This is a genomic window from Haloarcula sp. NS06 (assembly GCF_051122755.1).
Lineage (GTDB): Archaea > Halobacteriota > Halobacteria > Halobacteriales > Haloarculaceae > Haloarcula.
The window spans coordinates 1,572,003-1,592,865 of record NZ_CP184844.1; the positions used below are offsets into that span (position 1 = coordinate 1,572,003).

Below are 20,863 nucleotides of genomic sequence, written 5' to 3' on the forward strand. Positions count from 1 at the left end.
ACCGCCACACAGACTACTCAGTATGCGACTCGCACGACTTCTGACCGAGGATGGACCGGTCACCGGCGAATACGCCGACGGTGTCGTCCACGCTGACGATGGCCAGTACACGGTCGGCCGCGATGGACGACTGCTCCCGCCGTGTGAACCAACCGCGCTGTACTGCGTCGGCCGGAACTACGCCGCCACCAATGATCAGATGGATTACGACCCCCCCGAGGAGCCGGACTTCTTCATCAAGCCTCCGACGGCGCTACTCGCCCACGAGCAGGAGATCTCCTACCCGCCGTTCACCGATGAGCTGACCTATGCCGGTGAATTAGCTGCAGTCATCGGCAAGCGGTGTCACGATATCGATCCGGCTGACGTTCCCGACGCGGTCAGGGGATACACGATCCTGAACGATGTCGATGCGCTGGACCAGCAGGGTCGAACCGCCCGAAAGGCCTTCGATGGTTCCGGGCCGCTGGGGCCGTGGATCGAGACTGACGTTGATCCAACCAGCATCGATATGTACACGGACATCAACGATGAGCGCCGGCAGTCTGCCAACACCAGCGAGATGCTGTTCGGTCCCCACGAAGTTGTCGCGTACCTCTCGGAGCGGTTCACGTTCCGGCCCGGCGACGTCGTCGCGTTCGGCAGCCCGGCCAACCCAGGCACGGTCGCGCCCGGCGACACAATCGAGATAACCTATGAGGGCGTCGGGACGCTCCGCAACTCGGTTGCCGAACCGTAACGTTATTCGACCGTTGAAATCGTAGTGTAGCGGCTTTTTGCGACACCTATACGGCAGAGTAGTAGATCTGACCACTCGGTATTGATAAACGACCATCTGCTATACGAAATTACTGTAGCCGGGTCCGAATCGTCTCCGCAGTTTGCTCGCCAATACCGTCGATAGCCGTCAGCTCTTCGTCGGAGGCCGCTCTGACGCTGTCTACGCTACCGAAGCGTCGGAGCAGCCGCTTCCGCGTCTCGGGGCCGATGCCGGGCACGTCGTCAAGCGTTGTCGACACCTCGTCACGTAGTGTTTGGTGGTACTGGACGGCAAAGCGGTGCGCTTCGTCACGAACCCGCTGGAGCAGGTGGAGTTGCGGGGCGTCGTCATCCCAGTCGTACACGCGGTCGGGCGTGATGACCAGTTCCTCGTCTTTCGCGAGCGCGATGGCTGGCACGTCCCAGCCGGTCTCGGCGAGCGCGTCGCGAGCCGCCCCGAGCTGGCCGTCGCCGCCGTCGATGAGTAGCAGGTCTGGGTCTGGCCGGTCGTCCCGGCCCTCGACGGAGCGTGCGGCCCGCCAGCGGAGGAGTTCGCGCATGTTCGCGTAGTCGTCGTTCTGTTCAGTGAGCTTCTTCCGCCGATAGTCGCTCTTCTCTGGCGTCTCGTCGACGAACGTGACGTTCGAGCCGACGGCCGACCGGCCCTGCGCATGGCTCACGTCGAAGCCCTCGATACGGCTCGGCCGGTCGATGCCTAGCGCGTCGGCCAGACGACCGCTCTCGTCGTCGGTCCCACCGCGCTGGCGGGCGTTTTTCAGTGCAAGGTCGACCAGCGTCGCCTCTCGGCCGGCCCCGGGCACACCGAGCGTGACGCCCTCGCTCTCAAGCCATGCTTCGATATCTTGGTTAGCGGGGTCCTCGGCACAGAGAATCCGGTCGGGTAGCTCCCGCTCGGCGTAGTACTGGGGGATGAACGCCCGATACACGCCGGCGGTCCCTTCGCCGTCCGGTGCTTCGAGTGTATGTCGGTCCCGCTCGACGAGCTTGCCGCCCTCGGCGTGGAGCCGAGCGACGATGGCCCGCTCGCCCTCGACGGCGGCCCCGAGCACGTCTGTTGTTTGGTATCCCCTGGAGTCACTGACGGCGGTGTCGCCTTCGCCGTGGAGCGCCTCGACAGCCCCGAGCTTGTCACGGAGGTTCGCTGCGCGTTCGAACTCCTGGTTCTGTGCGGCGGCTTCCATCTCGCGGCGTAGCGGGTCCGCAAGAACGCCCGTTTCGCCCTCGAAGTATCGCGTGACCGCTTCGACGTCCTCGGCGTAGTCGGCTTCGCCGATTTCGCCGGTACAGGGCGCGGTACAGATGCCCATCTCGTAGTCCAGACAGGGCCGGTCCCGGTTGCTGTACTTGTGGTCGGAACAGCCCCGCAGGCCGTACGCCTCCCGCAGTGCCTTCACCACTGTCTCCACCCGACCCTTTTCGGTGAACGGTCCGTAGACGGTCGCGCCGTCCGCGGGATCACGCGTCACCTCGATTCGCGGGACAGGATGGTCGGTCAACTGGACCAGCGGGTAGGACTTGTCGTCTTTCAGCCGGACGTTGTACGGCGGCCGGTGGCGCTTGATGAGGTTCGCTTCGAGCAACAGTGCCTGTGTCTCGGTATCGGTGACGGCAAAGTCGATGGTCTCGGCTCGCTCGACCATCTTGGCGATGCGCTCGCTCCGCGGGTCGGCGTAGGAGCGCACGCGGTCGCGGAGGTCGACGGCCTTCCCGACGTAGAGGACCCGGCGTGTGTCGTCCCGGCCCTGTTCGAACAGGTACACGCCGGGCTCCCGTGGCAACGACCCCGCGCGCTCTCGAACCTCGTCGGCGTCCATTACTCTGGGGTTAGCGCTCGGCGGGGTTGAACGTCACGGGAGCGGGTCGTCGGGCGGTGGCTGTGCCGTCCCTTCGGTCTCGGAAGGAGGGGCCTCCGGAACGATGGCAGCTTCGATCCGATCGACGACGCTCTCGTCCTCTGGTGCAGTCAACTCGATATCGTCGTCGCCGGCGACACGCACGACGAGCAGTCGGTCGCGGCTCCAGAGATAGACCCCGAGGACGACGGCGGCAAAGGCCAGTGCGAGGCCACCGAACAGGCGCATCAGGTCATCTAGCTGCGCCATCAGCGTCAGCATCGTCTGGAGCATCCCCAGCATCCCGCCGATGCCGACGGCGCTCGCAGCCCCCCGCTGTCCAGTGAGACGTTGCCGACGAGGCTATCGAGGCTCACGGTCATCCCGGCGGCTACCAGCACAATACCGACGACCAGCGCCTTCACGCCGAGTTCGAGGAACGACCAGTCGCCGCTCGTGGTAACGTCGACGCCCTCGACGTTGGGGCGGTCGACCTGCCGGTAGTTCGACCCCTCGCGGTCGGGCGTGAACACGAGGACACGGTGGCTCGTCACGACGACACCGCCACGGTCCAGCCGAACGTCCGCTTCGATCACCTCACCGTCGTACAGGAGGCTCTCGGCCCGTGCGACCCAATCCATACACCCCGTTTACCCCGGAGACGTGTATATTCTCCCCCGTAACCGCTAACTGTGCGCCCTCGAACATGACAGTATGACCGCCGATCCCCGCTGCCCTCACTGCTCGGAGAAAGTCAGTGCGACCGCGACGTGGTGTATGCACTGTGGCCGGGACTTCGAGAGCCCGGTCGACGCTGGAACCGGGACAACGGTCCTCGACGCTGGCGGCAGTCAAACCACGTCGGACCTCGAAGCGGCCCTCAACGCCGGTGACCTCGACGGTATCCAGAACGCGCTCGCACAGAGTGACAACGGGCCGACAATCGTCGGTGTCGTACTCGCCGGTATCGCACTGTTCACGCTCCCACTCGTTTCGCCTCCGGGTGCCGCGCTGTATCTCCTCGTCGTCGCTGGCGTCGGGGCAATTGCTGCGACACAGTCGACGTTCGACGCGGCGCTCAGAACCGGCGGGAAGGCCCTCGCTCTCGCCCCCTTCGTGCTGGTGTTTATCGACGTGTTCCTCAGCTACCTGTTCAGTGGAATGGTAGCGACCGACCCCACGGCCTTGTTCGGTCCTGCGATTTATGCCGGGCTGGTCATGTACGGTATCCGCTGGTATCGTCGACGCTGAGGGGTTTGTGCCGGTGCGATTGCGAGCCGTCGTGCATCTCGACTAGCGTGTCGGCGACTTGCTCGACCGCTCTATCGGCGACGGCCGCTCGCTGGGCGTCTGTGAGCGGGGTGTGGCAACCCATGGTCGAAGGTGGTTGTTCAATTGATAAACACTTCGTGGAGGGTACAACCGCTATCTGAGTATCCTCCCCGTGAGCGGTCCGCCCGCTTCAGGGCGCGCACCGGTTCGCTCCGTCCGGTATCAAAACTACCATGCCTCCCGGATTCGAGAGGCTACCTACTACAGGTGGTTCTGTGACCGAAAAACGCGAATACAAAGACGAGTATCAGGACAAGACGCTGTATCTCCCGGGGCCGACAGAGGTGCGCGAGGACGTTATCGAGGCGATGGCCGAGCCGATGTTCGGCCACCGAATGGACCGGATGACCGACCTCTACACCACCATCGTCGAGGACACCAAGGAGTTCCTCGGCACCGACAACGACGTCATCGTGCTCACGGCATCTGGGACGGAGTTCTGGGAGTCGACGACGCTCAATCTGGTCGAAGACAGTATGCTCGTGCCGACCTCCGGCGCGTTCAGCGAGCGCCAGGCCAACGTCGCCGAGCGCCTCGGCAAGAACGTCGACCGCATCGAGTACGACTGGGGTACGGCGGTCAAGCCAGACGATATCCGAGACGCGCTGGAATCCGGTGACTACGACGCTGTCGGGGCCGTGATGAACGAGACCTCGACCGGCGTCCGGAACCCCATCGAGGAAATCGGTGACGTGGTCGCAGAGTACCCGGACACCTACTTCATCGTCGATGCCATTTCCTGTCTTGGCGGTGACCAGATCGACATCGAAGCCCACGGCATCGACGCCATCTTCACGTCTACACAGAAGGCCTTCGCCATGCCGCCCGGGCTGGCCGTCTGTGCCGTCAGCGATGCCGCCTACGAGCGGGAACTGGAGAAAGACTCTGCATCGTGGTACGGCGGCTTCCAGCGCTGTCTGGACTACTACGACCGGAAGGGCCAGACCCACTCCACGCCGGCGACTCCGCTCATGCTTGCCTACCGCAAGCAGATGAAGCATATGCTTGATGAGACCCACGACGCCCGTGACCAGCGCCATCAGGAGATGGCCGAGTACACGCGCGAGTGGGCCCGCGAGCACTTCGACCTCTATCCCGAGGAAGGCTACGAGTCCCAGACGGTGACCTGCATCGAGAACACGCGGGACATCAACGTTGCCGAGACGGTCGAAGCCGTCTCCGAAGAGTACGACATGGTGTTCTCCAGCGGCTACGGCGATATCAGCGAGGATAGTTTCCGTATCGGACACATGGGCGAACACACCGTCGAGAGTATCAAAGAGCTAACCGACGCAATCGAAGACGTGGCCGACCTGTAGCTCAAGTGAGAATCGACGAAGAACGGGGTTATGTATCGATTTGGCGAAATTCGGTGCCACAACTCGGTATTTTCACAGTTTGATAATGCTGGGAAGACTATATTACTGTTTGCTACTTTGCTATAGATAGACGAACCATATGAGTAAAAGCAACAGGCGGAGTAGGGACAGCGACACCGCAACACAGATGAACGTGACCAGAAAACAGTTCGACTGGAGCAAGACACGGCCGAGCGCGGCAGTGACTGAGTACATCTCCGCCATGACCGGCCGGGAACAGACTGACTTCGCACCGCTGTACGAGACTATCGACCCTGAGGCACTCGATTCACTCGTTGATTCGTCAGGCCGATCGACACCTGTCAGTATCTCGTTTGAATATGCCGGCCACTCCGTCACTGTCCGAAGCGACGGGGAACTCGTGATCAAGGCCCCCAGTTCCAGTATCGGCCGATAACTGCAGTTTCTATGGCTGTTACACTCTTGTCTGCCGGTTTTTCCAGCCTCTCCGGGTAATCAACTGTCAAGTTTGTCTCTGCGTCGCTGTTTCGATGGTTCTGGCCGGTCTGTCGGGTCTGCCACAATTCATGTGATACGCGCTTTTTGTCGACTCTGAGACGTGGAGCAGAGCCGTTTTTGTACGCGAGATGTAACACCCCGTCAGTATGACCACTGCCGAGGATGTCGCTGGGAACCCCTATATTTCCGACTCGCGGACTGAGTTCGAGCCGGTCGAAGATGTCGACGAGGCGACGGCCCGCGAGCAAGCCGACCAGTTGCGCGAGGCGCTCCGCTACCACGACCACCGGTACTACGTCGAGGACGACCCGGTCATCGGCGACCGGGCCTACGACGCATTGTTCTCCCGGCTTCAGAGACTTGAATCGGCGTTCGACCTCGACACTGACGGCAGTCCGACCCAGCGCGTCGGCGGTGAGCCACTGAACGAACTCCCCGATGTCGAACACGTCGCCCGAATGGGCTCTATCGACCAGGGCGGAGAGGAAGCCGATGTGCGGGAGTTCGACAAACGAGTCCGCAGTGGCCTCGATGATGACGTCCAGTACTTCTGTGAGCCGAAGTTCGACGGCCTCTCTGTCGAAATCGTCTACGAGAACGGCGTCTACCAGCGGGCCGCGACCCGGGGCGACGGCGAGGTCGGTGAGGACGTGACCGAGAACGTCCGTACCATCTCCAGCGTCCCCCAGCGTCTGCGCGGTGAGTATCCCGAGTATTTGGCCGTCCGGGGCGAGGTGTACATCCCGCGGGACGCCTTCATGGCGTTCAACCGCGAGCGTGTCGAGCGCGGAGAGGACCCCTTTGCGAACCCTCGTAACGCCGCCGCCGGGACGCTTCGCCAGCTTGACCCGTCGGTGACCGCCGAGCGCCCACTGTCGATATTCTTCTTCGGCGTCCTTGACGCCTCGGTCGGTTTCGAGAGCCACAGTGAGCTGCACGAGCGGTTCCCCGAGTGGGGGCTCCGGGTCTGTGACCGGACCACTGTCGTTGACAATATCGACGGAGCCATGGACTACCGGAACGACCAGCAGCAGGCCCGCGACGACCTCGATTACGAAATCGATGGCGTCGTGATCAAGGTTGACGACATGGACGCCTGCGATGAACTCGGCTCGACCGCACGCGCCCCGCGCTGGGCGTTCGCCTACAAGTTCCCGGCCCGGAAAGAGGAGACGACGGTGCGGGACATCGTGGTGCAGGTCGGTCGGACCGGTCGGCTCACCCCAGTCGCGCTCATGGACCCCGTTGAGGTCGGTGGCGTCACCGTCTCGCGTGCCTCGCTACATAACCCGTCGCTCATCGCCGACCTCGGCGTCGACGTGGGTGACCGCGTCCGAATCAAACGAGCCGGTGATGTCATCCCAGATGTCGTCGAAGTGCTTGACGACGACGGCGACGGTCACTTCGAGTTCCCGGAGACCTGCCCGGCCTGTGACAGCCCAGTTGAGCGCGACGGTCCGATGGCGTTCTGCACCGGCGGGCTGACCTGCCCTGCCCAGCGCGAGCGCAGCGTCGAGCACTACGCCAGCCGCGACGCGCTGGATATCGAGGGTGTCGGCGAGAAGGCCGTCCAGCAGTTGCTGGACGCCGGTCTCGTCTCGGACCCCGCGGACCTGTACGACCTCACCGTCGAGGATCTCACCGACTTGGAGGGCTGGGGCGAGACCAGCGCCCGGAACCTCGTCGAAGGGATGGACGGCGCTCGGGAGCCACCGCTCGCGGACTTCCTCGTCGCGCTGGGGATCCCCGAAGTCGGAACTGTCACGGCGCGAAACCTCGCACAGGAGTTCGGCACGTTCGAGGCGATACTCGACGCTGCTGATGAGGGCGACACCGACGCGTTCGAGGCCGTCCCCGACGTGGGGCAGACAGTCGCTCGCTCCATCGTGGAGTTCTTCGAGGGCGAGGGGAACCGCGCCGTCATCGACCGCCTGCTCGATCACGTCGACCCGCAGGCCGCCGAGGAGACGGGCAGTGACGCCTTGGATGGCCAGACGTTCGTCTTCACTGGCTCGCTTGACGGCTACACCCGCAGCGACGCGCAGGAACTGGTTGAGCGTAACGGCGGGTCAGCGACCAGCAGCGTTTCCGGTAACACGGACTATCTGGTGCTCGGTGACAACCCCGGCCAGCGAAAACAGGACGACGCCGAAAAAAACGACGTGACGACGCTCACCGAAACAGAGTTGGAAGAACTGCTGGACGACGCTGGTGTGCTGTGAGAGGCGGGTCGAACGGTCCCGAGTGAGCCGCTGTCGGCCGTAGCGGTAGCGTTTGGACACGCTTGAACCGACCAGTCACGCTACCATCCGTCTCGTGTCTGGGTCCGTCTTGACCCTATCTATTTTATTCGCGTATTCCTACGATACTTGGAAGACTATGGACTTCGCCGGTGAGACAGTCCGCGTTCTTCACGTCGACGACAACTCGGACCTCGTAGACGTGACGGCGTCGGTGCTCGAACACGAGGACGACCGATTGCGTGTCGAGACCGCAAAGAGTGCCGATGCGGCGATGGAGCGACTCTCCGTGGAGCGCTTCGACTGTATCGTCTCGGACTACGACATGCCGGACCAGAACGGAATCGAGTTCCTCGAAGCCGTTCGTGAGGACCAGGGTGACCTCCCATTCATTCTCTATACCGGGAAAGGCTCCGAGGAGATCGCGAGCGACGCGATCTCTGCTGGCGTGACCGACTACCTCCAGAAGGGGTCAGGCACCGAGCAGTACAAACTGCTTGCGAACCGGATCTGCAACGCCGTCGACGCAAGCAGGTCCCGGCAAGAGCTTGACGAGCGAACCCGGCGATTGGAGTCGCTCATCAGCAGCCTTCCGGGAATGGTCTATCGCCGTCTCAACGCACCGGGCTGGCCGATGGAAACCGTCGAGGGCGAGATCGAATCACTCACCGGCTACACGGCTGCGGACTTCGAAACTGGGGAGGTAGTCTGGGGCGACGACGTGCTCCATCCGGAGGACCGCGACCGGGTCTGGGAGACGGTACAGGACGCGCTCGCGGCGCAGGGTGAGTTCGAGGTGACTTATCGGATTATCACTGCCGACGGCATCGAGAAGTGGATGTGGGAACATGGACACCAAGTTCCGGGGGCAGCGGACAAACCGGACGCACTGGAGGGGTTCGTCATGGACATCACCGACCTCCGGGAGCGAGAGCGCAAACTGGAGCGATACAAGCGGATGGTAAACACGATGCCGGAATCGGCCTGCATCTACGACACGGCGGGGCGGTTCGAACTCGTCAATCAGTATCTCAGCCTCGTTCTACGGAACAACCAGAGACGAACTGGAAGGGAAACCGAGTAGCCTCCTGCCGAAGATCCGGAGCGAGTACGAGGGGGACCCGTACCAGGACCTAATCGACGGTGAACGCGACGAACTCCGCGGGGAGGTGAGCGGCGAGTTCCCCGGGCACGGGTACGAGGTGCTGGAGTATCGGCTCACGCCGCTTGTAATCGACGGGACGGTCGAGGGCGTGGTCAGTGTCACCCGCGAAGTGACCGAGCAGCGGGAACACGAGATGAAAATAGCCAGACAGCGGTCGGTTCTCAAAGCACAGCAAGAGGCGGTGATCGACGGGATACTCGTCGTCGACGAAGACGAGACCATCGTTTCTTACAACGAGCGGTTCGTCGATATGTGGGGCATCCCGCGGGATATTGTCGAACGTGGCGACGAGGAAGTCGCCTTGGAATGGGCAATGGAGCAAGTCGCCGAACCGGAGGCGTTTCGCGTGGATGTCGAGGCACTGTATGAGCACCCCCAAATGTCTGCTAGAGACGAACTCGAACTCGCCGACGGTCGCGTATTCGACCGCTATACGGCACCTGTTGTCGCCGAGGACGGGACGCGGTTCGGCCGGCTGTGGACCTTTCGAGACATCACGGACCTGACGGAGCAAAAACGGGAGTTGGCTCGGCAAAACGAGCGCCTCGAAGAGTTTGCTGGTGCTGTCTCTCATGATCTTCAAAACCCGTTACAGGTGGCTCGCAGCCGACTCATGCTCGCTCGCGAGGAGTGTGACAGTGTGCATCTGGACCCGCTCGATAACGCGCTCCAGCGAATGAACGACATCGCCGACAATGTCCTCAGGCTGGCCCGTGAGGGAGTCGATATCGGGGTGACAGAGCCCGTCGATCTCCGGGAGACGATCGACGCCGCATGGACGATCGTCGCGGACGGCGACGAAGCCGCCGAGCTACGGTATGCGACCGACGAGAACCGGAAGTGGATCGCTGAGGCCGACAGCGACCGACTGTCGGGCCTGTTCGAGAACCTCTTCGGGAATGCGATCGAACACGGCGGCCCGGGGGTAACCGTTTCGGTCGGGCTCCTCAACGACGGAACAGGGTTCTACGTTTCCGACGATGGCCCGGGTATCCCCGCCGATGAGCGTGAGCAGGTGTTCGAGGCGGGCTACTCGACCGCCGAGGACGGGACCGGATTCGGGCTCCGGATCGCTAGACAGATCGCCGAGGTCCACGGCTGGGAGATCCGTGTCACCGACAGCGAGGATGGGGGCGCTCGGTTCGAAATCACTGGTGTCGAGTTTCCCGAGTGAAGAATCCGTTGTAACGCTGTAGCACTCCCTGTTGGAGCCGTTGTGGACCAACACTCGTCCGGTCGCCGACGGTAGGCGACCGGCTTGGTACCCGTTCGACTACTGCCATCGCCGTTCGTTGTGGCTGCAAAGTTGCCGGAACGAGACTGCCGACAGCGACGACCGTTACAGGTCCTTGTTCTCGAAGACGTAGTAGCCGGCCACCAGCGGGACGACCAGCCACAGCAAGAGGTAGCCGATAACCGCGACAGTGCTGTACTGGGGCGGCAAAGCGGCGTTGGCACACTCCGCACCAGTCTGTGTTATCTCGAGTGTCCCACCCAGCATTTCCTCACACGTCACCTGCGGGTTCGACGTCAGGAGAAGCCGGGAGCGGATCGGCGTTCCCTGCAAGACCTCCTGAACGAGCGTGCGGTACGCCGCGATAGGGCTCAGGAGTGAAACGAACAGTTCGACGTGGAGTTGGGTCACCTGCCCAATGTTTGCGTGGTCCGACAGCAGGTTTCCGAGGCCTGCTCCGAGGTTCGACCAGAACACCTGCAGGTAGACATAAATCCCGAGTGACGTTGCCATCGCCCGGCGTGCAGTTTTCAGCGCCGCCGAGAGACCGATCGCGAACGCCGTGAACACGACGCCGTACGCCATCGTGGCGAGCGCGAACAGCAGGAACGACTCCCACGCAATTTCGATTTCCGACGGGAGTATCACTAGTAGCGTCGTCAGGAGTCCGACTGTGACCGGAATGAGTGTGATCGCACTCCGGCCGACGAACTTGCCGGCGAGCAGTTCACCGCGTGTGTACGGGAGCGAGAGCAGTATCTTCAGGGAGCCGCGCTCGCTTTCCCGGGCAATTGCAGCGTAGCCGATGACGATGGCGACCGCGGGAAGCAGCGGCGCTGCGATCGGCAGTGCGAACCGGACGTAGGCGTCCGTTGTCAGCGACGCGCCAGCCTCAGCGAACTGCTGGCCGATGTTGAAATACAGGCCAAGCAGTGCCGGTAACGCGAAGAGGACGATGAAAATGAACGAGAGGACCCAGATCCACGGTGAGCGGACCGTATCGCGGAACTCCTTTTTTGAGATCGGGTACCAGTCGGCGAACTCGGAGTTCTTGATGCTCGTATCGATGTCCCCGAGGAATCGCTTGAGGGGGTTCTGCTCGGCGCTCATGCGTCGGCCTCCGGGCGGTCCTGTTCTTGCTGTTCGGTGTAGGTGGCGAACACTTCATCGAGCGAGGCCTCTTCAGTCTCGAAGTTGGCGACCGCGCTTCCGCTTTCCTCGACAGCGTTGAGGACGCCCATCTTTGCGTCGCTATCACAGCCGACGGTGAGCGTTGTTCCATCCGCAGTCACTGTCGAGACCTCGTCGAGCCCCTCAATAGCCGCGACTGCGGCGTCGGTGCCGTCGCCGTCCGCAAGCGTCACGCGGAGGACGGTGTCACCGGCGGCGGCCTCGCGCAGCCCGGCGACGCTGTCTTTGGCGATAAGACGGCCGTTCTGGAGGATCCCAACCGTGTCACAGACGGCCTCGACCTGGCCGAGGATATGGCTGGAGAAGAAGACGGTTGCGCCGCGTTCGTTCTCTTCGCGGATTAGTTCCCGCATCAGGCGGGCGCCGTTCGGGTCGAGCCCGGTCGTCGGCTCGTCGAGGATGAGGAGGTCGGGCTCGCCGACAAGCGCCATCGCCAGCACGAGGCGCTGCTGCATCCCTTTGGAGTAGCCGCCGGCCTTGCGGTCGATAGCGTCGGTGATGCCGACCCGTTCGGCTAGTTTGTCGGGGTCTTCGTCGGCGTCTTTCGACTCGATGACAAAGGAGAGGTGCTGGCGACCGGTGAGCCGGTCGTACACGTCGTAGCCTTCGGGGAGGACTCCAGTGCGGGCACGGATTCGCTTCGGTTCTTCGTGGATGTCGTGGCCGAGCACCGTCGCCGACCCGTCGGTCGCGCGGACGAAATCAAGGAGGATGTTGATTGTCGTCGACTTCCCGGCCCCGTTCGGGCCGAGGAAGCCGAAGATTTCGCCCTCCTCGACGGTGAGGTCGACCCCTTGCAGTGCGGTGACACTCCCGAACTGCTTGGTGACGCCATCCAGTTCTATCGCTGCCATACGGCGCGTTTGTGACGGCCGCGTGTATAGTCTTTCGTGTTCCAGTTATCAATCAAAAAACTCGATAGACGGGTCGTAGCTGCCGAAACGCTCGCTTATACTTCGGCGTCGGGGTCGTGGCGCTCGGCCATCCGCTTGGCCTCCGTCGCGTACCGCTCCTGTGTGTCCTCGTCGGTGACGGGTTCGAGTCGGTCGGGTTCGACGTCGATGGCCGCTGTAATCCGCTTGCGCCTGAGCAGGTTCGGCGAGAGCTGCTTGGTCAGATGGCGGTCGCCGTCCGGGGGCGCGTAGATGAGCGTCACCATGCGCTCGTCGCCGTAACTGGAGCGTTCGACCAGCCAGCACTGGACCGTCTCCTCGTCGTCAGTCATTGCTATGCCGTTTGCGTGCCGGCGGTTTATATCTTACAACCCCTCTCGAACCGCCGTTACCGGGTCACGTTCAGCCCTTGCTGGATGCCCGCGGTGAACTCCTCGTCGATGTCGATCGCAGTCCCGGCGTTCCGGACCGTATTCGTCGCGACCACGCCCGCGTCGCCCGACCGGAGTCGGATACCGGCCGCCGAGGCGTCGCTGACCGTGTTGCCCGTGATAGTGAAACTGTACGGTCGCTCTTCTGTCCGTGTGTCGGTGTTGTCTGCATCTGCTGGGACTGTTCGCGCGAGTATCCCGACCGGACAGTTGTCGACCTGATTGCCCGAGATGGTGATATCGGACGACCGGGCTGCGGGGGTCTCGGCTACCTCGTCCCGAAGGTGGGTCTCCTTGTACTCGATTTCGATGCCTGCCTCGCCGCCGGGGTCGGGCGCGAACTCAGTCAGGTCCCGACAGACGTTCCCGACGATGGTTCCGCGCTGGGCCGGCGAGCAGGCGATGAGGCTGTGGCCGCCGTCGACGGCGACGTTACCGATGACGGCGAAGTTCGCGACGTTGTACGGGGCGATGTTGTTGAACTTCACGCCGACAACGCGGTTACCGGTGATGACCACGTCGCTGGACTGCCGGAGGTCCCGGTCGCTGCCGGTCGGTGCGGCTCGGCTGGTGATACCGTACCAGTTCGGATTGACGACCTCGTTGTGCTTGACCGTCACGCCGGTACACCGCGTGAACGACAGCGCCATCTGGAAGCCGTTTACCGTACGGTTGCGGGCGATGTAGACGCCGTCGCACTGATCGGCCTGAATAGCTTGGTTGTTCAGTTGCGTCCCGTCGGCGTCGAACTCGATATTGGTGACCGAAGCAGCGTCACCGCGCACGCGAATGAGGTCGTGGCCGGCCGGCAGTGGGTTCGACTGTGATTCAGCCGGCGCGGGATCTTCAGCCGTCCCCGTCTGCGAGACGACGAAACGGGTCCCCTGCTGTCCGGTCAACGCGGTCTTGTCGCCCATCGTCGCCGGCCCGCCAAAGCGGAAGGTGTCGGCACTAGCGACAACGGCCCCGCCGCTGTCCGGTACGTTATCGAAGGCATATTGGAATGCCTCATCGGCAGTACCGCCGGTCGAGAACGCGACGCTGCCGCCGCCATCAAGTACCAGATACTCTGTCCCGTTGTCGTTACCGTTGCTGTTTGGCTGGCCGGCTCCTGTCGTGACAAGGTAGACTGCTCCTGTCCCCGGTGGTCCAGCTCCCGTCTGTGCCTGTCCGGTGCCACTGAATAGCCCGATACCCGCTGCCGCACCGATACTCGACAGCACGGACCGACGTGACGCCTGCCAGCCCGACTGTCGTGACCCGGTACCAGCTCCGTTTGTGTCAACAGTCATCCACGTACAGCTGCCCGGCCACTCGCAATAATCGATTATAATAGCGGTCTGACCCGTACGTACTCGTTCATACCTGAATTATCAGCCCCAACCGACCCCGACCAGTGAGTCTCCAGAAGCACGTTGTTGGTGGCACCATGGGATTCCGATCTGTGGAACGCGACGCCAGGGCTCACTTCTCCGCCGCTGACAGCAGATTTATGCCGACAGCGACAGGACGATACGGTAATCCGACGTGGGCTCCGACGACTCGCCGTTCGACGATGTGTCGGCAGACCGGGACTACCTCCGTGTCCTCCTCACTGCCGTGTGTGTCGTCGCCGTGGTGCTGGCGACGGCGACGCTCCCGATTCTGGCACCCGGTGGAACACAGAGCCCGATGGAGTCTCTTATTCCGCTCCCGCAGGAGAACCCGCTCGGCTCGGCGGGGGGCACCTCGACCGGCGGCAGCGGCGGCCAACTCGGCGCGCTGAACCCGGGAAGCCAGACCAGTGTCGGGGGCTCGCTCGATAGTGGCGACAGCGGCGACAGCCCGTACCAGTCACAGGACACGGACCCGCATTTTACTGTCACGAGTTCGGAACCGGCGTACTGGCGGACTGGCGCATATGAAACCTACACCGGTACGGGCTGGGACGGGCAAGCGGACCCACAGGCCTATGAGGGGCCAATTGCGGTTGACGGGATGGCCGACTCGACGGTTGACTACAAGGTGCGACTGGCAAAGTCTGCCACGTCGCTGCCGACCGTCTGGCGGCCGAAATCGGTGTCCCGTGACGACGTAATGGTCACCGAGTACGGCGCGGTCACGTCCGAGCGACCGCTGCCCGCCGGAACGACCTACAGCGCGACCAGCGTGACACCCCCCGACGATCCGGCGGTGCTGCGGACGAGTGGCCGCGACTACCCTGAGGCCATCGAATCACGCTACACGGGCGTGCCGGCGTCGACATCAGCGCAGGTGGGCCCGTTCACCGACCGACTGACTGAGGACAGCGATTCGCCCTACGATACGGCGACAACCATCGAGCAGTGGCTGGAGGCGAACAAGAACTACTCGCTGAACGTCAGCCAGCCACCCGAGGACGACGTGGCCTCGGAGTTCATATTCGAGATGGACAAGGGGTACTGCGAGTACTTCGCCACGTCGATGGTGGTCATGCTCCGGAGTCAGGACATCCCGGCCCGCTACGTCGTCGGCTACTCGACCGGCGAGCAGACCGGCCAGAACCAGTACACTGTTCGCGGAATGAATGCCCACGCGTGGGTCGAGGTGTATTTCGAGGGCGTCGGCTGGGTGCAGTTCGACCCCACGCCCGGGCAAGAGCGCCTTGCGTCTGAACAGCAGGCGATGCAAAACAGTAGTCAGGATTACAGCGCCGCGGAGTCCGGAAGCCCCGATGAGGAGTTCGCCGTCGGGACGCCGACGGACGAGCCACGGACCGAAGTCCCAAACGGGACTGGACAGGAGTCAGAGAGCGACGAAACCGAGGGCACTGAAACGGGCGCAGACGGGACCGGTGAGAGCGACGGAACCGGTAATTCGGGCGACGGACAGACAGTCTCGCAGCCAGGCGAGTTCGTCATCGAACTCAACCGGACGGCGACGCCGGGCGCGGCGGTGGCTGCGACAGTGACCCGTGACGGCGCACCGGTGGAGGGCGTGACGGTCTCGTTCAACGGTGAGCCGGTTGGAACGACGGGCCCGGCTGGCACCGTTTCCGGGACGGTTCCCTACGAAGACGAACTGACGATTACCATCGATGCAGTCGGCGACGCGGACTCACTCATCGCCCCGTCGGTCCCGCATGACAGTACTCGTGCCTTCGCCGTTATCGGCCCGCAGACCCAGCAGTTGACGAACGCGAGCTACGAACTGAACACAACCGCGTCGGTGAGTATCACTGGCGAACAGGTCACTGGCGGCGAGGTGACCGTCACTGCGACTGTCGACGGCGTCCCGGTTCGGGACGGCGATGTCCTGCTTGATGGCGAACCAATGGGGACAACGGACCGGCAGGGGCGGGCAACAGTCACTCTGCCAAGCGAGCCCGGCAACGTCTCGGTCGCCGTCGAGCGGGACGCTGTCAGCGGTAACACGACTGTGGTGCTTGAACGGCTTTCCGTGGCAACGTCGCCGACGCTCCCGCTGGCTCTGCCCGTTGCTGGCCAGACGGTGAACGCGACGATGGGCGGGGAGCCGGTCACGAACGCCACAGTTACCGTCGGCGGGGAGCCGACAGCACGGACCGGCGCGACTGGTCAGGCGATGGTCGGTCTCCCGCTCACGGCGAGTGCCGAAATTTCCGTTTCGAAGTACGGACAGACGGCCACGACGACCGTCAATGGCCTGTTCGTCAACGCCGCGGGCGTCGTGGTTGCTCTCGGCATCCTCATCGCCGGGGCGGTTGTCGGCGCTCGTCGGCGGAACGTCACGCCAGGGACGATATGGGGCTGGGTCCGGGCCGCACGCGAACTCGCCGTCAGGGCGCTCGTCGGCGTTGCGGTGGTGGCTGATGACCTGCTGGGCCGTTTCCGAACGCGACTCGAACTCACTGTCACGGCGCTCCGTGACCTGCTTACCGGCCACCGGTCGCCGGCGGCGCTGTTTGACGCGCTTCGAGCGTGGGTCAGTGAACGCCTTGCAGCGGCCGAAGACGCAGCCGGCGATGCGGTGGCGGCTGTTTCCACGACCAAATCCAACGGAGACGACGGAACGCCTGCGGCTCGCGTCACCATCCGCGAAGCGTGGACGCGCTTCCTGACCCACGTCTCGCTCCGGCGGTACTGGACGCGGACGCCCGGCGAAATCGCGACCCACGCCATCGAACGGGACGGCCTCCCGCCGGCCGCGGTGCGGACGGTCCGGGACGCGTTCCGTGCGGTCGAGTACGGCCAGCGGGACGCACAGGAGCACGTCGCGGCTGTTGAGGACGCGATCCGAACCATCGAGGCGGCCGCCGGGCAGCAGTCCAGCCCGACAGACGACACTGACGACGCGACGGAGGGGCGGCCCTGATGCGTCTGCGAACGGTCGTTTTCGGAACCGTGGGGCTGCTGGCGACCGCCGTCGCGGCCTCCCTCGTTTTCGCGCCGACGGCCGCCGGGGATTCGCTGGTCGCTGTGTTCGGTAGTGTTGCTCCGACAACCATCCTCCTCGCTGGCAGTCTGACCGTTGGACTCTGTGCGGTCCTTGCCGGCTGGCTCGGTGGACTTCTCAGCGGTGGCTCACCGACCGCCTTCGACGTTGCCGTCGACAGCCCCCCGGAAGACGTGACAGCGACGGAGAGCCGGCTGTTCGCCGCCGACATCGACGCGGCCATCGACGACGCCGTCGCTGGCGACGACGCGGCGATGGACACGGTTACCGAGCGACTCACCGCGGCAGCGACCACGGCCTATGCCATTGGAGCCGGCGTCTCGCAGGCGTCCGCCCATCAGGCAGTCCGCGCGGGGACGTGGACCGACGACGCCGTCGCGGCAGCGATGCTGTCCCCGACGGAGCCCCAGTCGCTGCTGGCTCGACTCCGTCTATGGCTCGACCCGGAGAGCGAGCGCCGCCGCCGAATCCGCCGGACGGTCGACGCTATCGCACAAGTGTCGGGAGGTGAGCGCTGACGATGCACCGCCGCATGCGGCGCTGGAGTGGCGGCCTCGCGGCCGCGCTGTTTCTCGTCAGCGTCTCGCTGCTCACTGCCGAGCCGCTGTTACTCGCGGCGACCGCAATTCCGCTCATCTACGTCGCCTACGGCGCGCTCTCGAGGGTGCCGGCGGGAACTGACTTGCAAGCAGCACGGTCCGTCTCCGACGCACAGCCAACGCCGGGCGAGCCGGTCGCGGTCGAACTCACACTCATGAACACCGGCAGCAGTTCGCTGACCGATGTGCGGGTCATCGACGGCGTGCCCGAGGAACTGGCAGTCGTTGAGGGGTCGCCGCGGCTCTGTACGTCGCTGCGGCCCAACGAGAGCGTGACGCTGTCCTACGCCGTGATGGCAAAGCGCGGGACCTACACGTTCGACGCCGCCGCAGTGCGGGTTCGGACGCTGTCGGCCAGCGACGAGGTGACTGTCGACCTGCCCGTGGCCGGCGATGGGACGCTGACGTGCTCGAACACCGTCTCAGAGGTGCCGATGGCCGACGCCACGCTCCCGCGGGCGGGAACGCTCCCGACCGACACCGGCGGAAGCGGGCTTGAGTTCCACTCGACACGGAGCTACCAGCCCGGCGATCCGGTCAACCGCATTGACTGGCGGCGCTACGCAAAGACCGATGAGCTGACCACCATCGACTACCGGGAGGAACAGGCCGTCAGGACGGTGCTGGTCGTTGACGCCCGGCCGCCGGCCCGCGTGACACCAGAGCCGGGGTTCCCGACCGGAGCCGAACTGTCGGCCTACGCCGCCGAGCGTCTGTTCGACGCACTCTCCCGGACCAGCGTCGTCGCAAGCGTCTGTGCCGTCGGATTGGCCGAAGCGGATGTCCCCGGCGGGCTCGGTCCAGACGGCTTGGCGTGGGTCGACGCCTCTGGCGGTCACGCGGACGCCCACGCGAGACAGATATTCGACAGCGTGGGCCGCGCCGCAGCCCGGCAGTCGGACGCCGATACGGCCGACGACGACGTGTCCGAGAACGATCAACCACAGCCGTCCCAGAGCGGAGCTACGAGGGTGACGACGGCCGACGGCGGCACCATCGAGGACCCGGCCCTGCTCGCGGTGCTCGCTCGGCTCCCACCGACCGCGCAGGTGGTCGTGTTCTCGCCGGCCGCCGACGACTGGCCCGTCTCGCTGGTGTCGTCGCTTGCGGTCCGTGAGTACCCGACGACGCTTGTCAGCCCGTCGCTGGCCCGCGGAGACTCGCTCGGCGCGGCTGTCGCGGGTACCGAACGCACCGCCCGCCTCCAGCGGGCCGAACTGTCCGGCGCGACCGTCATCGACTGGGACCTCGACAGCCCAATCGACGTGGCCCTTCGTGCCTCACTTGCCGACCTGTTCAGCGTGTAACAATGGATGACCACACCACACTCCCGACGCGGATGCCCTGGACCAGCCTCGCCACCGTCGTCGGCGTGACGGCGCTGTTGGTCGCAGGACTGCTGGGGACCGTTTCCGCCGACCGGGCCGCGCTCGTCGGTGTGGCCACCGGTGTGCTGCTGGCACTGTCGCTGTGGCTGAGCGGCTGGGACCGCTGGCAGGCGGTCGGCACTGTTCTGGCCAGCACCCTCGCGCTGCCGGTCGCCGTCGGGCTCTCGATCGCCACCGGTGGTGCGGTCGTCTCGCTCGGTGCCGAACTGTTCCCCGTCACTTCCCAAGCTGGCGTCCGACCAGCAGTCGTCACGCTGCTATCGCAAGTAATCGTCGTTCTCGGCTGTCTGACCGCTGTCTTCGGTGCGACCGCGGCCACCCGCGGCGTCGTCGATACCGAACGGGTGGGGACCTACGGTGGCACCGTCGTGCGGACGACCGTCGTTCCGTTCGCTGTTGCCCTCGTACTGTTCACGCGGGGGGCCATCGACTTCTTGCAATCTAACGCCGGGACGCCGGGCATCCAGCAACTGACCGGCGAGGTCCTCACTCGGGTGCTGGAACCGATTTTCGACCCGGTGCCCGGACGAACGCATATCGCTATCTTCAGCCTGTTGCTCGCTCTCGCCGCCACGGCGCTGGCCCGCGGACTCGACGCCTTGCCGCTTTCCGAACTCGTCCCGGAAACGAGCGACGCGCCCAATATCGACAGAGCCGTCGCCGCCGTTGAACGAACCTTCCGGTGGACTGGCCGGCTGGCCATGCTGGTCGCGCCGGTCGCCGGTCTGTTCGAACTGGGTCTCGGTCAGAAATCACTGGCTGGACTACTCCCGGCCGGGCTGTACGACCTCATCGTCGCAGTCACGGCCGCGCCGGGTCTCCGCGGCCTCCTCTGGTGGCTGTTCCTCAGTGGGACAGTCGTCTCGGTGGCTGTCTGGTTCCTCCGGCGGACGGTCCAGAGTTCGGCCGACCGCGTGGGGACCGTCCTCGCGCCGTACGTCGGCGGCGGCGTTATCACGCTCGGCGCGGTGGCGGTCGCGGGACCGGCAATTGATGCCATCGAAGCAGCGCTCCGGGCGACGCCGGCCGCGGCAGCCGTTGAACAGTTCTTTGTTCCGATACTGGACGTTTACGGCCCCGAGACCCTCACGCTGGCGCTGGCAGTCGTTGCGCTGTTTTCGCTTATCGGTGTCGCCGGTCAGCTGTGGGTGGCGCTGGCGATGAGCTATCTGCGTGCGCGGACGGCCGGCGTCACGCTTGCCGCGGCCGGCCTGTTCGGTGCGAGCGCCTTCGCCGCGACGCTTTCGACGCCGACGTGGCTGGTGCTTGCGGGTCTGGTCGGTGCCGTCGTCGTCTGGGACGCCGGCTCCTTCGGGACGACGCTGGGACACGAGGCCGGCAGCGGGGCCGCGACGCGCCGCACTGAACTCGTCCACACCGGCGGGACCGTCGCGGTCGGCGGCGTCGGCGCGGCGGCGACGCTGGGGCTGTCAGGCGTTGCTCGCGGTTCTATTGCTGTTGAGCCATCGGTCGCCGTGGCCGGCCTCGTGGTCTGTCTCGTCGCCGTGTTGGCGCTAGTGGCTGCGATACGGTAGGATCGCACCGAAC

Annotated in this window: 19 protein-coding genes; 11 read left to right on the forward strand and 8 right to left on the reverse strand. The window is 64.4% G+C overall.

What is annotated here, in order from left to right:
• Positions 1-22: 22 nt before the first annotated feature.
• The gene (locus tag ACODNH_RS11870) at positions 23-739 is read left to right on the forward strand and encodes a fumarylacetoacetate hydrolase family protein (RefSeq protein ID WP_306704350.1); all 717 of its coding nucleotides are present in this window, start codon (positions 23-25) and stop codon (positions 737-739) included.
• Positions 740-848: 109 nt separating this feature from the next.
• Here ACODNH_RS11870 and ACODNH_RS11875 read toward each other — a convergent pair whose 3' ends face one another.
• Genes ACODNH_RS11875 through ACODNH_RS11885 form a run of 3 tightly spaced genes read right to left on the reverse strand, consistent with a single transcriptional unit; the run spans position 849 to position 3,253 of the window.
• Positions 849-2,594: an excinuclease ABC subunit C gene (locus tag ACODNH_RS11875; RefSeq protein WP_306704352.1), complete on the reverse strand. Its 1,746-nt coding sequence runs from the start codon at positions 2,592-2,594 to the stop codon at positions 849-851.
• A 33-nt stretch (positions 2,595-2,627) separates the two neighbouring features.
• Complete coding sequence (locus ACODNH_RS11880; protein ID WP_434530320.1) at positions 2,628-2,882, reverse strand: hypothetical protein; 255 nt, start codon at positions 2,880-2,882, stop codon at positions 2,628-2,630.
• Positions 2,883-2,887: 5 nt separating this feature from the next.
• Positions 2,888-3,253: a hypothetical protein gene (locus ACODNH_RS11885; protein ID WP_434530321.1), complete on the reverse strand. Its 366-nt coding sequence runs from the start codon at positions 3,251-3,253 to the stop codon at positions 2,888-2,890.
• A 136-nt stretch (positions 3,254-3,389) separates the two neighbouring features.
• On the opposite strand from ACODNH_RS11885, the gene ACODNH_RS11890 reads away from it, so the two are divergent.
• On the forward strand, positions 3,390-3,863 hold the full coding sequence (locus ACODNH_RS11890; protein ID WP_306707418.1) for a hypothetical protein: 474 nt from the start codon (positions 3,390-3,392) through the stop codon (positions 3,861-3,863).
• Here the strand turns inward: ACODNH_RS11890 and ACODNH_RS11895 are convergent.
• Complete coding sequence (locus tag ACODNH_RS11895) at positions 3,829-3,987, reverse strand: hypothetical protein (RefSeq protein ID WP_306704355.1); 159 nt, start codon at positions 3,985-3,987, stop codon at positions 3,829-3,831. The two genes, ACODNH_RS11890 and ACODNH_RS11895, sit on opposite strands and share 35 nt — an antisense overlap.
• A 172-nt stretch (positions 3,988-4,159) precedes the next feature.
• On the opposite strand from ACODNH_RS11895, the gene ACODNH_RS11900 reads away from it, so the two are divergent.
• From ACODNH_RS11900 to ACODNH_RS11920, 5 genes are all read left to right on the forward strand, one after another.
• Positions 4,160-5,263, forward strand: coding sequence for a pyridoxal-phosphate-dependent aminotransferase family protein (locus ACODNH_RS11900; RefSeq protein WP_306704357.1), 1,104 nt, complete (start codon positions 4,160-4,162; stop codon positions 5,261-5,263).
• 139 nt (positions 5,264-5,402) lie between these two features.
• Positions 5,403-5,720, forward strand: coding sequence for a HalOD1 output domain-containing protein (locus tag ACODNH_RS11905; RefSeq protein ID WP_434530322.1), 318 nt, complete (start codon positions 5,403-5,405; stop codon positions 5,718-5,720).
• A 208-nt stretch (positions 5,721-5,928) separates the two neighbouring features.
• Positions 5,929-8,004, forward strand: coding sequence for an NAD-dependent DNA ligase LigA (ligA, locus tag ACODNH_RS11910; protein ID WP_434530323.1), 2,076 nt, complete (start codon positions 5,929-5,931; stop codon positions 8,002-8,004).
• 157 nt (positions 8,005-8,161) lie between these two features.
• Complete coding sequence (locus tag ACODNH_RS11915; RefSeq protein ID WP_434530324.1) at positions 8,162-9,106, forward strand: response regulator; 945 nt, start codon at positions 8,162-8,164, stop codon at positions 9,104-9,106.
• A gap of 85 nt (positions 9,107-9,191) precedes the next feature.
• Positions 9,192-10,361, forward strand: a complete 1,170-nt coding sequence (locus ACODNH_RS11920; RefSeq protein ID WP_434530325.1) for a sensor histidine kinase — start codon at positions 9,192-9,194, stop codon at positions 10,359-10,361.
• Between the two features lie 165 nt (positions 10,362-10,526).
• Here the strand turns inward: ACODNH_RS11920 and ACODNH_RS11925 are convergent, their stop codons facing one another.
• From ACODNH_RS11925 to ACODNH_RS11940, 4 genes are all read right to left on the reverse strand, one after another.
• Positions 10,527-11,531 carry an ABC transporter permease gene (locus ACODNH_RS11925; protein ID WP_306704365.1) on the reverse strand — a complete coding sequence of 335 codons (1,005 nt, stop codon included), beginning with the start codon at positions 11,529-11,531 and terminating at the stop codon, positions 10,527-10,529.
• Positions 11,528-12,466 (reverse strand): ABC transporter ATP-binding protein, encoded by a 939-nt coding sequence (locus ACODNH_RS11930; protein WP_306704367.1) that lies wholly within the window; start codon positions 12,464-12,466, stop codon positions 11,528-11,530. The genes ACODNH_RS11925 and ACODNH_RS11930 overlap by 4 nt, the downstream gene beginning before the upstream one ends.
• A 95-nt stretch (positions 12,467-12,561) precedes the next feature.
• A complete protein-coding gene (locus tag ACODNH_RS11935) occupies positions 12,562-12,837 on the reverse strand; it encodes a hypothetical protein (protein WP_306704370.1) in 276 nt (91 codons plus the stop codon).
• Between the two features lie 56 nt (positions 12,838-12,893).
• A complete protein-coding gene (locus ACODNH_RS11940; RefSeq protein WP_434530326.1) occupies positions 12,894-14,228 on the reverse strand; it encodes a right-handed parallel beta-helix repeat-containing protein in 1,335 nt (444 codons plus the stop codon).
• Positions 14,229-14,463: 235 nt separating this feature from the next.
• On the opposite strand from ACODNH_RS11940, the gene ACODNH_RS11945 reads away from it, so the two are divergent.
• Genes ACODNH_RS11945 through ACODNH_RS11960 form a run of 4 tightly spaced genes read left to right on the forward strand, consistent with a single transcriptional unit; the run spans position 14,464 to position 20,850 of the window.
• Positions 14,464-17,247 (forward strand): transglutaminase TgpA family protein, encoded by a 2,784-nt coding sequence (locus ACODNH_RS11945; RefSeq protein WP_434530327.1) that lies wholly within the window; start codon positions 14,464-14,466, stop codon positions 17,245-17,247.
• On the forward strand, positions 17,247-17,846 hold the full coding sequence (locus ACODNH_RS11950) for a DUF7269 family protein (protein WP_306704374.1): 600 nt from the start codon (positions 17,247-17,249) through the stop codon (positions 17,844-17,846). The genes ACODNH_RS11945 and ACODNH_RS11950 overlap by 1 nt, the downstream gene beginning before the upstream one ends.
• Before the next feature lie 2 nt (positions 17,847-17,848).
• Entirely contained in the window at positions 17,849-19,234 is a 1,386-nt protein-coding gene (locus ACODNH_RS11955; protein ID WP_434530328.1) for a DUF58 domain-containing protein, read from the forward strand.
• 2 nt (positions 19,235-19,236) lie between these two features.
• On the forward strand, positions 19,237-20,850 hold the full coding sequence (locus ACODNH_RS11960) for a DUF7519 family protein (protein WP_306704378.1): 1,614 nt from the start codon (positions 19,237-19,239) through the stop codon (positions 20,848-20,850).
• Positions 20,851-20,863 lie beyond the last annotated feature (13 nt).

Excerpts from the sequence above, each read along its gene's own strand:
- ACODNH_RS11925 (WP_306704365.1), bottom strand. The coding sequence starts at position 11,531 with ATGAGCGCCGAGCAGAACCCCCTCAAGCGATTCCTCGGGGACATCGAT.
- ACODNH_RS11930 (WP_306704367.1), bottom strand. The coding sequence starts at position 12,466 with ATGGCAGCGATAGAACTGGATGGCGTCACCAAGCAGTTCGGGAGTGTC.
- ACODNH_RS11880 (WP_434530320.1), bottom strand. The coding sequence starts at position 2,882 with ATGGCGCAGCTAGATGACCTGATGCGCCTGTTCGGTGGCCTCGCACTG.
- ACODNH_RS11870 (WP_306704350.1), top strand. The coding sequence starts at position 23 with ATGCGACTCGCACGACTTCTGACCGAGGATGGACCGGTCACCGGCGAA.
- ACODNH_RS11935 (WP_306704370.1), bottom strand. The coding sequence starts at position 12,837 with ATGACTGACGACGAGGAGACGGTCCAGTGCTGGCTGGTCGAACGCTCC.
- ACODNH_RS11950 (WP_306704374.1), top strand. The coding sequence starts at position 17,247 with ATGCGTCTGCGAACGGTCGTTTTCGGAACCGTGGGGCTGCTGGCGACC.
- ACODNH_RS11875 (WP_306704352.1), bottom strand. The coding sequence starts at position 2,594 with ATGGACGCCGACGAGGTTCGAGAGCGCGCGGGGTCGTTGCCACGGGAG.
- ACODNH_RS11915 (WP_434530324.1), top strand. The coding sequence starts at position 8,162 with ATGGACTTCGCCGGTGAGACAGTCCGCGTTCTTCACGTCGACGACAAC.
- ACODNH_RS11955 (WP_434530328.1), top strand. The coding sequence starts at position 17,849 with ATGCACCGCCGCATGCGGCGCTGGAGTGGCGGCCTCGCGGCCGCGCTG.
- ACODNH_RS11905 (WP_434530322.1), top strand. The coding sequence starts at position 5,403 with ATGAGTAAAAGCAACAGGCGGAGTAGGGACAGCGACACCGCAACACAG.
- ACODNH_RS11895 (WP_306704355.1), bottom strand. The coding sequence starts at position 3,987 with ATGGGTTGCCACACCCCGCTCACAGACGCCCAGCGAGCGGCCGTCGCC.
- ligA (WP_434530323.1), top strand. The coding sequence starts at position 5,929 with ATGACCACTGCCGAGGATGTCGCTGGGAACCCCTATATTTCCGACTCG.
- ACODNH_RS11940 (WP_434530326.1), bottom strand. The coding sequence starts at position 14,228 with ATGACTGTTGACACAAACGGAGCTGGTACCGGGTCACGACAGTCGGGC.
- ACODNH_RS11960 (WP_306704378.1), top strand. The coding sequence starts at position 19,237 with ATGGATGACCACACCACACTCCCGACGCGGATGCCCTGGACCAGCCTC.
- ACODNH_RS11885 (WP_434530321.1), bottom strand. The coding sequence starts at position 3,253 with ATGGATTGGGTCGCACGGGCCGAGAGCCTCCTGTACGACGGTGAGGTG.
- ACODNH_RS11890 (WP_306707418.1), top strand. The coding sequence starts at position 3,390 with ATGCACTGTGGCCGGGACTTCGAGAGCCCGGTCGACGCTGGAACCGGG.